Origin of the sequence: Wolbachia endosymbiont of Armadillidium arcangelii (assembly GCF_040207875.1) — a bacterium.
Lineage (GTDB): Bacteria > Pseudomonadota > Alphaproteobacteria > Rickettsiales > Anaplasmataceae > Wolbachia.
Genome location: NZ_CP157942.1, coordinates 1,135,776 through 1,148,245, shown reverse-complemented (window position 1 = coordinate 1,148,245; position 12,470 = coordinate 1,135,776). Strand labels below are relative to the sequence as shown.

Annotated in this window: 11 protein-coding genes and 2 pseudogenes; 9 read left to right on the top strand and 4 right to left on the bottom strand. The window is 34.1% G+C overall.

The genetic code is table 11. The annotated features are described in order from the left end of the window. Positions 1-44: 44 nt before the first annotated feature. Complete coding sequence (locus tag ABLO99_RS05765; protein ID WP_047758778.1) at positions 45-419, bottom strand: hypothetical protein; 375 nt, start codon at positions 417-419, stop codon at positions 45-47. A 118-nt stretch (positions 420-537) separates the two neighbouring features. On the opposite strand from ABLO99_RS05765, the gene hemC reads away from it, so the two are divergent. The 4 genes from hemC to pyrE all read left to right on the top strand — a co-directional run bounded on the left by hemC (position 538) and on the right by pyrE (position 4,130). Then, positions 538-1,416, top strand: a complete 879-nt coding sequence (gene hemC / locus ABLO99_RS05760; RefSeq protein WP_047758777.1) for a hydroxymethylbilane synthase — start codon at positions 538-540, stop codon at positions 1,414-1,416. Next, on the top strand, positions 1,407-2,291 hold the full coding sequence (gene murB / locus ABLO99_RS05755) for a UDP-N-acetylmuramate dehydrogenase (RefSeq protein ID WP_047758776.1): 885 nt from the start codon (positions 1,407-1,409) through the stop codon (positions 2,289-2,291). Before hemC ends, murB begins: the two co-directional genes overlap by 10 nt. A gap of 68 nt (positions 2,292-2,359) precedes the next feature. Next, entirely contained in the window at positions 2,360-3,538 is a 1,179-nt protein-coding gene (locus tag ABLO99_RS05750) for a dicarboxylate/amino acid:cation symporter (protein ID WP_349967152.1), read from the top strand. A 1-nt stretch (position 3,539) separates the two neighbouring features. Then, a complete protein-coding gene (gene pyrE / locus ABLO99_RS05745) occupies positions 3,540-4,130 on the top strand; it encodes an orotate phosphoribosyltransferase (RefSeq protein WP_349967150.1) in 591 nt (196 codons plus the stop codon). A 78-nt stretch (positions 4,131-4,208) separates the two neighbouring features. On the opposite strand, the gene ABLO99_RS05740 is transcribed toward pyrE, so the two are convergent. Together ABLO99_RS05740 and ABLO99_RS05735 are read right to left on the bottom strand one after the other, a co-directional pair. Then, positions 4,209-4,628: a hypothetical protein gene (locus tag ABLO99_RS05740; RefSeq protein ID WP_349967149.1), complete on the bottom strand. Its 420-nt coding sequence runs from the start codon at positions 4,626-4,628 to the stop codon at positions 4,209-4,211. A gap of 55 nt (positions 4,629-4,683) precedes the next feature. Then, a complete protein-coding gene (locus ABLO99_RS05735) occupies positions 4,684-4,929 on the bottom strand; it encodes a hypothetical protein (RefSeq protein ID WP_047758773.1) in 246 nt (81 codons plus the stop codon). A 166-nt stretch (positions 4,930-5,095) separates the two neighbouring features. On the opposite strand from ABLO99_RS05735, the gene ligA reads away from it, so the two are divergent. The 5 genes and pseudogenes from ligA to ABLO99_RS05715 all read left to right on the top strand — a co-directional run bounded on the left by ligA (position 5,096) and on the right by ABLO99_RS05715 (position 12,292). After that, positions 5,096-7,084 (top strand): NAD-dependent DNA ligase LigA, encoded by a 1,989-nt coding sequence (gene ligA, locus ABLO99_RS05730; protein ID WP_349967147.1) that lies wholly within the window; start codon positions 5,096-5,098, stop codon positions 7,082-7,084. Positions 7,085-7,374: 290 nt separating this feature from the next. Beyond that, positions 7,375-7,492: pseudogene (locus tag ABLO99_RS08710) on the top strand (IS481 family transposase); the annotation flags it as partial. Between the two features lie 210 nt (positions 7,493-7,702). Then, on the top strand, positions 7,703-9,043 hold the full coding sequence (locus ABLO99_RS05725) for an ankyrin repeat domain-containing protein (protein WP_349967146.1): 1,341 nt from the start codon (positions 7,703-7,705) through the stop codon (positions 9,041-9,043). Positions 9,044-9,224: 181 nt separating this feature from the next. After that, positions 9,225-10,685, top strand: coding sequence for a secretion system protein (locus ABLO99_RS05720; protein ID WP_047758769.1), 1,461 nt, complete (start codon positions 9,225-9,227; stop codon positions 10,683-10,685). Positions 10,686-11,020: 335 nt separating this feature from the next. Beyond that, positions 11,021-12,292, top strand: coding sequence for an MFS transporter (locus tag ABLO99_RS05715; protein ID WP_047758768.1), 1,272 nt, complete (start codon positions 11,021-11,023; stop codon positions 12,290-12,292). 7 nt (positions 12,293-12,299) lie between these two features. Here the strand turns inward: ABLO99_RS05715 and ABLO99_RS08705 are convergent. After that, a pseudogene (locus ABLO99_RS08705) lies at positions 12,300-12,411 on the bottom strand (IS481 family transposase); the annotation flags it as partial. Positions 12,412-12,470 lie beyond the last annotated feature (59 nt).

Below are 12,470 nucleotides of genomic sequence, written 5' to 3'. Positions count from 1 at the left end.
TAGTTGCTAATCACAAGTACCTAAAAAAGATTAAGACTACTTAACTATAATTGACGGTCTGCAATTTGCTCTTCTGAAACATTATTTACTGAAATGTTATAAATGTATGAATTAGGTTCAGAATTAGCTTTAAGATTCTCTATTTGTTTATTTCTTCTAATGCTATCAATCGGAAGGTAAATGCATAAACCAAGTATTGAAAAAGTAACTATAGTAGTTGGTATGTGAGTAGTAAGAAATTCACTATAACTTGGACCTTCCCAATTGAGATGATTAGATAGAGAAGGATGAGAGAAAAAACTGGGAATTGCTACTGCTGTACTTAATGCTGTTAGAACACTAGCGACAGTGAAACTGAAAAGGGGTAAAGCATTTTTTTTATTAAATCTGCCATTAGAATCTTTTAAAATATCAAACATATAAACTCCTCAATTACTAACGCGCGTGATACTAAGAGCTAACTACAAAATGTTCAATAACTAAATTGGAGATAATAAAAAATAGGCATAGAATATAGACATACAATATGAAGAATATATGCTAGTTAAAATAGGTACGAGGGGAAGCGACCTTGCAATTGCCCAAGCTTTGGAAGCAAAACAAAGATTATCAGAGTCTTTTCCTAATCTATCCTTTGAGATCATTAAAATTAAAACTTCTGGTGACAAACATGCTAATGTAAACCTTGCTGAAATAGGAGGTAAGGGACTGTTCCTCAGAGAGATTGAGGCTGAATTGCTTGAGAATAATATAGATATGGCAGTTCATTCGTTAAAAGATGTACCTGCATTTTTCTCGAAGGATTTGGCAATCCCTTGTGTTTTAGAGAGGTTAAGTCCATGTGATGTATTTGTTTCTCATAAATATGAAAGCCTAAAATCTTTGCCACAGCAGGCTATGATTGCAACTTCTTCAATAAGAAGAAAAGTTCAATTGCTAAATTTTAGGCCAGATCTGAATATAGTACCACTGCGTGGAAATGTGGCAACTAGACTGCAAAATCAAAATTTTGATGGAATAATTCTAGCTGAAGCAGGGCTGATAAGATTAAAAAAACATCACTCAATTACAGAGGTATTGCCACCAAAAGTCATGTTAAGCGCGGTAGGGCAGGGGGTAATTTGCATTCAATGTCGAAAGAATGATGTAAAAGTTATCGATCTTTTAGAGAAAATTAATAATAATATGTCTTTTATAAGGACAAAATCAGAGCGCAGTTTCATGAAGACAGTAAATGGTTCATGCTTTACGCCGCTTGCAGCCTTGGCAGAATATGTGAGTGAAAACATGCTGCATCTTTATTGTATGTTAGCAGACGAAAGGGGTATATACTTTACTGAGCGCACTTCGTTTGTAGAAGATGCAGAAAAAATGGGTATGGATGCAGGATTAGAGTTAAAGTCAAAATGCTTATAAGCTTACCTAAAGTACGCGGAATCTATCGTTATAATGTTTTAATGTCTAAAATGACATGGTTAAATGTTGGTGGCCAAGCTGATGTACTATTTAAGCCACGTGACATTGAAGATCTAATGTGCTTGATAAAGGATACTGAGTTACCAATTAGTGTTATTGGTGCAACATCTAACATAATAGTGCAAGATAGTGGCATTCGAGGAATAACGGTGAAATTAGGTAAGGAATTTGCGTATATTAAATGTAAAGATAATAACTCCATAATTGCGGGTGGTGCTGCGCTGCTTAGTAACCTTGCATACTTTGCTGGGGAACAAGAAATTAGCGGACTTGAGTTTCTTGCTGGAATTCCAGGAACAGTTGGCGGTGGAATAGAAATGAATGCAGGTGCATATGGTAGTGATATTGCAAGTGTTGTACAGTCGATAAGAGCAGTAAATCTAGAAGATGGAAATTTATATGAATTCTCCAGCGAAGAAATGGGATATTTTTATCGTGGACATAGTCTAAAAGGAAGGTGGATTTTTGTTGAAGCTGAGTTTAAAGGAGTAAGTTCAGAGTATGAGCTTATATTGCAAAGATTAAAGGAAGTTATTGATAAAAAAAACAAAAGCCAACCAGTAGGAGGAAAAACTGCTGGCTGCATATTTAAAAATCCAAGAGGCTGCAAGGCATGGAAACTGATTGATGAGTCCGGCTGCCGAGGATTAAATAACGGCAGAGCTAAAATTTCTAAGAAACATTGTAATTTTCTGCTCAATTACAATAATGCAACTGCATTTGACTTAGAAAACCTTGGCAACAGAGTAAAAGATGCAGTAAAAGATAAATTTAACGTTGAACTTGAGTGGGAGATAAGGGTTTTGGGTAGATAGCTGCTTCCGGTTATTTTAACCTAATTCCAAAAATTATTGTATAATATTATTTTGAGGTTTTATTTTCGATGCACAAACTTGCAATACTCTTTTCTATACTGCTTGCAGTCGTTGCTTACTACTTAAATAATGAAGTGATATTTGAAGTTGCAAAGCTATTTAGCGATATATTCATCAGTCTGTTGAAATTGATTAGCTTACCTTTAGTTTTTCTATCTATCGTGTCCACAATTTCCGGGCTTAAAGACTCAATTGAAATTAAAGTTTTACTTAAGAAAACACTGTTTTATACGCTGCTTACAACCATTATAGCTGCGTTTGTTGCGCTATCTTTCTATTTACTCGTGGATCCAGTGAGAAAAAATTTCATAAGTAACACAATAGAAAGTGTGAGTGACAGCAATCACAATTACTTTTCATACTTAAAATCACTCATTCCATCAAATTTTGTGCAAGTTTTTCTTGAAAATAACGTTATTGGTAGCATACTAATTGCTTTTTTAATGGGTGGAGCTATTATTTCGCTCTCAAAAGAAAAACAAGATATATTACACCAAATATTCTCTGCACTGTTTGATACACTTCTTAAAATTGCTCAAGGATTATTAAAGTTTATTCCTCTTGCTGTATGGTCTTTTATCACATGTTTTTTATACGAGTTAAAGGGTGGCAGCGAATTCCATAGTCTTTTTTGGTATTTTGCTTGCATAATGTCTGCAAATTTCGTGCAAGCATTTGTGATTTTGCCACTACTTATGTGGTATAAAGGCATATCACCAATTCAAACGATGAAGGGAGTTATGCCAGCACTCACACTTGCATTTTTTTCTAAGTCATCCAGCGCGACGCTGCCTACAACTATAGAATGTGTGCAAAATCAGCTAAAGGTACCAAAGAAATTATCGTCTTTTATTCTACCAATATGTACAACAATCAATATGAATGCGTGTGCTGCATTTATTTTAATCACAGTGATGTTTGTTGCGGAGATGAACGGGCACACATTTTCCTTAAGTGAGATGTTCATATGGATTTTCTTAGCTACAGGAGCTGCAATTGGCAACGCTGGAGTGCCGATGGGGTGCTATTTTATGGCAACTAGTTATCTGGTATCAATGAATGTTCCTTTGTACATTATGGGACTGATTTTGCCTATTTATACAATCATCGATATGCTTGAAACTGCAATAAATGTGTGGTCTGATGTCTGTATAACGCAGATAATTAATAAAGAATGTAAAACTTAAAATGATACTAGATAATCCGATAATAAAAGAATTTGAAGAAGCTGGTGCGATTTTGCACGGGCATTTTGTACTCTCATCAGGGCTGCACAGCGATACGTATATACAATGTGCTAAGATCTTTGAACATCCAAGCAGAGCGATGAAAATTTGTGAATTATTGGCAAATAAAATAAGAAAAGAGATTATTGAACCCATAGACTTAATACTATCTCCTGCAATTGGAGGAATAATAGTGGGTTATGAGATTGGCAGACAGCTTGGAATCAGAACAATGTTCTGCGAGCGTGTTAATGGTAAGTTTGAATTGCGCCGCGGATTTAAAATCAAACAAGGTGAAAAAATATTACTAATTGAAGATGTGATAACCACAGGTAAATCTTCACTTGAAGCAGTAAAATGTGGAGAAGAGGAGGGAGGTAAAGTTGTTGCTGAAGCTTCTTTGATAAAGAGAAATAGTGAAACAAAACTACCTTTTCCTATCATATCTTTGATTGAACTGAACATCAAAAACTATAGCGAGGAAGAACTGCCAAGTGAATTAAAACAATTACCCATAACGAAACCTGGGAGTAGAGAATATTTAACAAAGTAATTCTATATATGGCTAAGGTTTTTATGGGCTTTTTCAATTTTGCCCATAAAATCCCTAGTACGAAAACTCCTGTTGTGATTAAAAATACACTAAATCTTGATTTTCACATGTTGCATTTTCTGCCATAAGAGAAAATAATTTTGCGCTCTCATGGAGACTGTTTGCACCAATTTTTAAGATATGAGATGTTGCTTCTGTAAGTTCACATTCAATCTTATTTATTTTTCCATTCAAATTTTTATGTGCATCTTTGATTAACTTATCCATTTCACTTTCTAAAAGTTTTCTTGCTTCTTCATTTTGTTCAGTGACAAGATCATCTATTTTGCTTGTGATCTCAGGTTTGATAAGGCTTTCAATTTTTTCTTCACTGTATTTTTTTACTTCTTCTTCTACCTGAGTTTTTATTTCTGGCTTCAGCAGATCTGCAACTTCTGGTCCTACATTTTTTACTGCTTTTTCAGCTGCTTTTTCGGCACTTGCATCTACTGACTTCAATATACTTTTTTCTATTTCCTGAGCTTTTTTGTTTATTTCAGCTTCAGCTGTTTCTTTAGCTGCCTTTTCTAGCTTCTGCCTTTAAATCGTCACTCATTTCGGCTATTACTTCTCCTGCAGCTTCTTTTGCTGCCTTACTTACGCCCAACACGTCTCTTATTTTACTACCAAAGTTCCAGCTATATGCTAAAGGTTCATAACTCAATTGACTTTCTGAATTTTTTGGTTCGTTCGGATCTACTTTCCATACTGTATTCTGTGTGTCGTACCTCAGTTGATCATCCCAGTTATATTTTGTCATAATATACTCCTTAACTTAAAAATAATTCTAATATTAATATAAATATTATATTAATATTAGTATAATTACTTTTCAGAACAGTAGTATGCATAGCAAATTGAAATCATTTATGGTACCTTTTGAAAAAAATTCATGACTTGACGACAAAGAGCATTATATTGGTATCATGACTAACTTAGAAAAGATGAGAGAGAAACTGCAAGATCAAATTAATTATCATAATGTCTTATATTATCAAAAAAGTAAGCCAGAAATAAGTGATGCTGAATATGATGAACTGAAGAAAAAGTTAGCTGGAATAGAGGCACAACTTCCACTTCCACGAGATTATGCAACACAAGATAGTGTTGGTGCTCTCCCTGATGAGAGGTTTTCTAAGGTGGAACATCAAGAACCTATGCTTTCTCTTGAAAATGCTTATGATGAACAAGGTGTAGAGAAATTTTTGTCTAAAATAAAGAGGTTTTTAATTAAGAATGAAATAGAGATACTATGTGAGCCAAAAGTTGATGGATTGTCGTTTTCTGCAATTTATGAAGATGGAAGATTTGTTAAAGCTGCAACTCGAGGTGATGGTTTTGTAGGAGAAGATGTAACTCACAATGTTGCAACAATAAAAAGCTTTCCTAAGTTTTTACAGGGTGTGCAAGGAAGGCTAGAAGTAAGGGGTGAAATATATATCAGTAACAGCGATTTTTTGAAGTTAAATGAAAACAATGAGTTTGCTAATCCTCGAAATGCAGCCGCTGGTTCTTTAAAGCAATTGAATGCGAACATTACAGCAAAGAGGCCTCTTAGATATTTTGCTTATTCTTTAATTGGTGAGATGGAGAAAAGCCAAAGTGAAGTACTAGAAAAGCTTGAGAAACTTGGTTTTTGTGTAAATGAGCATCGTTCCTTAACAAGTAGTTTGAATGGAATGCTGAAGTTCTATAATGAGGTCTATGATTGCCGCTATAACTTGGATTATGATATCGATGGAATAGTCTATAAAGTAAATGATTTTGTGCTACAAAGTCGTCTGGGAAGTACACACAAAGCGCCACGCTCAGCACTTGCATACAAGTTTTCTGCGGTTTATGCAAAAACAAAGTTAAATAAGATATTTATACAGGTGGGTAGAACGGGGGTTTTAACTCCAGTTGCAGATTTAGTACCAGTCAATATCGGCGGAGTGCTAGTTAGCAGAGCAAGTCTACATAACCAAGATGAGATAAAACGTAAAGACATAAGAGAGGGAGATGTTGTAACAATTAAAAGGGCAGGGGATGTGATTCCTCAAATTGTCAAAGTAGATGAAGGTTCTCGTCACGCAAATACGCCTGAATTTGTGTTTCCTGACATATGTCCTGAATGTGGTAGTAAAGTACAGATTGAAGGAGTAGCAGTAAGATGTCCTGAGGAATTTGCCTGTAAAGCTCAAATAATAGAAAAACTAAAACACTTTGTGTCAAAAGATGCATTTGACATTGTTGGCCTTGGTGAAAAACAAATAAAGTTTTTTTATGATCTTGGCCTAATAAGACAAATTCCAGATATTTTTGCTTTAGAGGAAAGATTAAAGGAATTTTCCTTAGAAGAGCAGCATGGTTGGGGCGAGAAGTCAATAGCCAATCTATTAAGTGCTATACAAAATAGAAGAGTAATCACTCTAGATAGATTTATATTTTCTTTGGGTATCAGATTTATCGGCCAAGTTGCAGCGGAATTGCTCGCAAATTATTATATTTCTTACGATAACTGGTATGATTCGATGTCATCAAATGCTGCTGAGTTAGTAGGTATAGATGGCATAGGAGAAAAAGTAGCTGAGTCTTTGAAATCATTTTTTTCTCAGAAATGTAACATTAAAATGTTAAATAATCTTACCGCATATCTGCAAATTCTCCCTATGAGCTCCAACTCTAGCGATTCTGTTTTAAATAACAAAATTGTAGTGTTTACTGGTAAATTACGTGCTATGAGTAGAGGAGAGGCAAAAGTAAGGGCTAAAGCTTTGGGGGCAAAGATTAGTTCAAGCCTTTCTGCTAAAACTGACTACCTAATTGCAGGAGAAGATCCAGGATCAAAATATAAAAAAGCAATTGAGTTAGGTGTGGAAATTTTAGATGAAGACCAGTGGAATAAAGTGGTGAGTTCAGAAGTGTCTGAATAACCATACGCATCAAGTTAAGGAAAAATGGCATAAGAAAGAAGAGAAGCAGTAAAAATTATTTTAGATATTAAACGATAAAATTAGTAATTTATAGACTCTTTTAAAAAAATTATCTTATTTTAGATCAAGATTTCTTAAAAAATAAATATAACAAATAAACCTTAAATGGTTGCTATATTGGGCGTATTCTCTTAACTTGACGCGTATGGTACTCCCTATGTCTATTTTCGAATTTGCCTCATAAATCCCTCCCTCCACTGCTTCTTATACATCGCCATGCAACAAAGCCACCACATTTGAGTAAATATTGCTATGTAAACGTTTTTTGATAGTATACATGTTGCTTTTCAGAAAAATATTAGTAGCATTAAACAAGATGCTGATATTAGTTTTCAATTCTTCTGTTAGTTAATTCACACCTGTCAGATCAAGTCTAAACTATTACATTTTAGTTGTATTAGATAAAACTTAAGCATGCCTTTTTAGTTAATCTTGACTTTAGCCATCCTCCTGCCCTTTTTCTTACCGTTTATCGCAAATCTCCCTAACGTTATCTCTTATAGATTCATTCAAACTTAATTAAGTGGGAGTATTGTTAATGTGAAAGAGGGAAATGGTATGGCACGTGAGGAAGACATACATCAATTAGTAGAAAGTGGTTTTGATATTAACTCAAAAGATGCAAGCGGAATCACTCTCTTGCATAAGTTTACAAAAGAAGGTGATTTAGTTGGAGTAAAATCATTACTAGAGCACGAAGCTGATTTTAATGTTGTGGACAACGAAAACAGAAATCCACTGCATTATGCTATTATGGATGGACATAAAAAAGTTGCTAAACTTCTTGTTAATCAATTAACAATTAATTCTAGAGATAAAAATGGATTTACTCCACTGCACCTTGCTACATTACAAGATGACACAGAGTTAATAGATTTTTTAATAACAAAAGGGGCAAAAATTAATGAAAAAGATGCTGAGGAGGGCTACACTCCTCTTCACATAGCTTCATTATACGGCTCTAAAAAGAGCGTCCAGACTTTAATTAATAGTGGAGCAAATCTCGAATGTGAAGATAACAACTTTCGCACTCCTTTATTTTTGGCCATTTATCAATGTACTACACATTATGAAAGTAGAGCAGAGATTATAGAATATCTGATAAAGAAAGGGGCAAATATAGAGGCCAAAGATTCAGAAAATAATACTACGCTTTTTCTAGCAGCGTATAACAACAAAATACAACTGGTAAAGCTTATTGTAAAGCAAGCAAAAGCTAGGTTGAAAGAGTTTATTTGCACAAAAAACAACCATGGTTTTGATGCACTGGATTGCGCTATTGAGCATAATAATAGGAAAATGGTAACATACCTTGTTTCAAAGGGAATAGAAGCAGATGACCAAGATTGTAGCGGTAATACCAGGTTACATAAAGCTAGCTATAATGGTGATACTAAAGCAGTTAAGCTCTTGCTGGAGCTTAAGGTAAATGTTAACGCCGTCACTAGATGTAACAGAACTCCTCTGCTACTTGCAGCTAAAAAAGGCCATGTAGAAATTGTAAGAATGTTATTAGCAGTAAAAGCCAATATGAATATTTGTGATCAACAAGGTTTTACACCTCTGCATCTTACTATTCAAAAGGATTATTTTGATATAGCTCAGCTGTTAATAGAAAAAGGAGCAATTAATTGTAGTAATGATTATATTGCAATAGATATGTTTATTGACAAGGCTCATAGAAAAAAAAATATCGAAGAAAATTACAAAAAATTTTGTAGATTTTTGATGCTTTACCTGAAAGAGCTAAATAGTAAACACAAAGCCTTTTGTGTACTTTCAATCCTAGCTCTAAGCTTAACAATTATAGGTTTACCATTTATTTTCAAGCCTATTATAAAATATAGAGAAAGAAGTAAAATATATAAAAAAATTAGGGCTATGCTGATCTACATTTAAATACAAGATAGAGTGTGCAAAACATATTAGCCGCGGTGCTAACGAGTAGCGGAATGACGGTTGTCTAAGTCACTTTAGCTATAGCTAATATATGATAACTATCTGCTCGATGAAAATGAAATTAAATACATTTTTAACATTTTTATAGAAAACTATTAGTATAGACTTGTATGCTGCCCTCATGGTTATTTTTAGATGTTTAATACTCCTTTTTATTATTTCTTGTACACATCTACCTACCAAGCAATATCCTATTAACATAAACAATTATAAGCACAATTACTTGTTGCAACAATACAATACTCCTTTGGAGAATAATGAACCAGCAATACCAGAAATGATACCTTTGCCGGTAGAATTTCCCGATCTTACAATCAGTAATCAGTTTCTTTCTATTAATGTTAATGAAGAAGTATCAGTAAAGGATTTACTGGTTGAGATAGGAAAACTTTCTGACGTTAACTTGGATATAGACCCCAAAATATCAGGTAATATTATTTTAAAGCTAAAGGATAAGAATATAAATGAAGTAATTCAGAATATAGCCAACAGTGCCAAATTGCGTTACTCAATAAATAATGATGTAATTAGAATTGAACAGGATTTGCCATACGCACAAAATTATTACGTAGATTTCATCAATATTCAACACTCTGCTCAAAGCAATTTTGTCATTGGTAACAATATTACCGACAGCGATGCTGATAGAAACTATAACAATGTTACGAAGTCTCAATATAGTAGTGACTTATGGAATTCGTTAGAAAAAGGCTTAAACGCAATAATGGATGTTAACGGAGTGGATGATGGTGAATTTCTTTCATCCAACAGAGAAGCTGGTGTCATTATTCTGAATGCTAGAAAAGATATTCACAAAGCTGTTGAAGAATATATTAATAAAGTTAAGAAATTGGCGTCTTCTCAAGTAATGATAGAGGCCAAAATAGTTGAAGTTATATTAGACGATAAATACCTTTCTGGTATCAACTTAAATGATTTGCATAATGAAACCAAATCTATGACAAATCAAGGTAACTCCATTATTGACCTAGCGATAAACTCTGATCTAGGGTATTTAGTAAAAAATCTAAATAAATTTGGCACTTCAAAGGTAATTTCAAGCCCTAGAGTACATGCTATAAATAATCAGCAAGCAATGATTTCATTTACTAAAAACCATATCTATTTTACTTCCGATATACAGAAAGATACCAGAAATTCTTTAATTACCAAGATGAATAGCACTCCAATAGGTGTGGTGTTAATAATCCACCCAAGCATTAACATTGATACTAATGAAATATTCATGGATATACACCCAACTTTATCAAGGATTAACGATTACACTAAAGACCCAAATATAGAATATGTCGCACAGCAGAATAAAATGAAATTAAATAGCAACATTCCAATTGTTGAAACCAGAGAAATGCACTCTACTTTAAAAGTTAAGAGCGGCGAAGTTATGGTAATTGGTGGGCTTATAGAGCATAGAAAAGATACTTCAAGCTCACTGCATCAAAAATCAAAGAAACTGGCTAATAACTCCAAGACAGTAGAAACCGTTATCTTCTTGAAAGCAACAATCGTACCAACACTTGGTTTGTTAGACATAAAAGATAGGAATTTATATATATATTAAATGTATCCGTTCAGCAGAGTAGCAAAATAGGTAGACAAGATAAACCAAAAAATCAAGAAAAAGTGAGTTTACAACAAATGCAAGTAGCTACTGTACGAACATTTGTTCGCGAAGAAATATTATAGTAGGTTTTGTCTTAAACACAAAGGTGTCATCCCAGTGTCAGCTACTTGAATGACAGGGAAAGGAGTACTGGGATGACACCTGGTTATGCAAGAAATCTATTTCCAATTTTAATAATATTTAAATTGCTACATACGAACCATACGCTTGAGTTGCAAAATTCCAAAAAGAAGCCAAAATAAAAATAAGCAGACATTTACAAATTAAACTAAGTGTACAATCAACAAACAAGGGTATTGATAGCAACGATACTCTGCAGAATCGCAATATGGTATGACCATATGCTCTTTATCGATCTGGTTAACATAATTAGTAGAGAGTTTTGTTGTGCAAAAGATATCTACTACAGCATCCTGCAATTGTTTGGAATTGCAGGATTGGGTGCTATGGTAAGGCCACTTGGTGCATCTGTATTTGGTCACATTGGTGACAGGTATGGAAGGAGAATGGCGTTAACGATTGCTATCTTGCTAATATCGATTCCGTCTAGTCTCGTTGCGTTTATTCCAAGTTATAATAAAATAGGTATAACTTCTACTGTATTGCTTCTTACAATCCATCTGATACAAGGGATTGCACTTGGCGCTGAACAAGGAGGCAGTTCTGTTTATCTCATAGAGCATTTACCTAATAAGAAAAAACTAGGAATGTTTTTTGGAATAATAAGTTTTGGTCGCTCCATTGGTATATTGCTCTCTGTAATTGCAGTGATCATCTGCAAAAAAAACACTGATTTTAACGCTTGGGGTTGGAGGGTGCCGTTTACTTTTTCAGCTATTTTAGGATTAATCAGCGCATATAGTATATACACATTAGGAGAAACTCCAGCGTATGAAAAAAATCGAGAACAAAGAAATTTACCTAATTTACCAATAATAGAGCTTACAAAACGCTACAAGAGAGCCCTGATACTTGCCATTTTAATATCTGTACCTGTTAATGTTGCTGTTGGATTTACCATATTTCTTAGAACAATTGCAAAAGAAATAGTGTCGGTTGAGACTTATGTAACAACGTATGTCAACGAAGTTGTGCTCGTTATAACCAGTATATTAATGCCGATATCTTCAATAGTGCTTGGAATTTTAGCTGATAAGGTAGGAAGAGAGCGTACAGTAATCTTATTTATAGTGATCACAATGGCACTATGTTGTCCTATGTTATCTATTGCATATTACTATAAGAGCTATCTTATAATTATGTTGAGTGTGATGGTTCTTTCTATAATAGAGAGAGGTATCAATCCTATAGGGATAGTTACTGCTGAGCTTTTTCCTACCAATGTTAGATTTAGTGGTGTGAGCTTATCACGCAACATCTCTTTTGCCTTGCATGGTGGATTCACTCCTATGATATGCACTTGGTTTACTATAACATTCCCTAAAATAAACTTTGCTGCTGGGCTTTATATAGTCTTCTGCTTATTGGTCAGCCTGATAGCAATATTGCAAATAAAGCCACAAGATAAAAAATGTGATTGGTAATTTTCTCTTAGCTATATGGTCCCAGAGTGCAATGGTGAGGGTTTAGTATAAATAAATCAGGAGCATTGAGAACATATAAATTCAAAAGGGGTAAGACCTTTGGAAGCAAAAGGCCTTTTCATAATCTTCTATCTATCGTTTTTTAAACCACTCCCCTAAACAGATACGTGAGAAGTGG

What these genes read in the sequence shown, in the direction of transcription:
- ABLO99_RS05765 (WP_047758778.1), bottom strand. Translation starts at nt 419, where the DNA reads ATGTTTGATATTTTAAAAGATTCTAATGGCAGATTTAATAAAAAAAAT.
- hemC (WP_047758777.1), top strand. Translation starts at nt 538, where the DNA reads ATGCTAGTTAAAATAGGTACGAGGGGAAGCGACCTTGCAATTGCCCAA.
- murB (WP_047758776.1), top strand. Translation starts at nt 1,407, where the DNA reads ATGCTTATAAGCTTACCTAAAGTACGCGGAATCTATCGTTATAATGTT.
- ABLO99_RS05750 (WP_349967152.1), top strand. Translation starts at nt 2,360, where the DNA reads ATGCACAAACTTGCAATACTCTTTTCTATACTGCTTGCAGTCGTTGCT.
- pyrE (WP_349967150.1), top strand. Translation starts at nt 3,540, where the DNA reads ATGATACTAGATAATCCGATAATAAAAGAATTTGAAGAAGCTGGTGCG.
- ABLO99_RS05735 (WP_047758773.1), bottom strand. Translation starts at nt 4,929, where the DNA reads ATGACAAAATATAACTGGGATGATCAACTGAGGTACGACACACAGAAT.
- ligA (WP_349967147.1), top strand. Translation starts at nt 5,096, where the DNA reads ATGACTAACTTAGAAAAGATGAGAGAGAAACTGCAAGATCAAATTAAT.
- ABLO99_RS05725 (WP_349967146.1), top strand. Translation starts at nt 7,703, where the DNA reads ATGGCACGTGAGGAAGACATACATCAATTAGTAGAAAGTGGTTTTGAT.
- ABLO99_RS05720 (WP_047758769.1), top strand. Translation starts at nt 9,225, where the DNA reads ATGGTTATTTTTAGATGTTTAATACTCCTTTTTATTATTTCTTGTACA.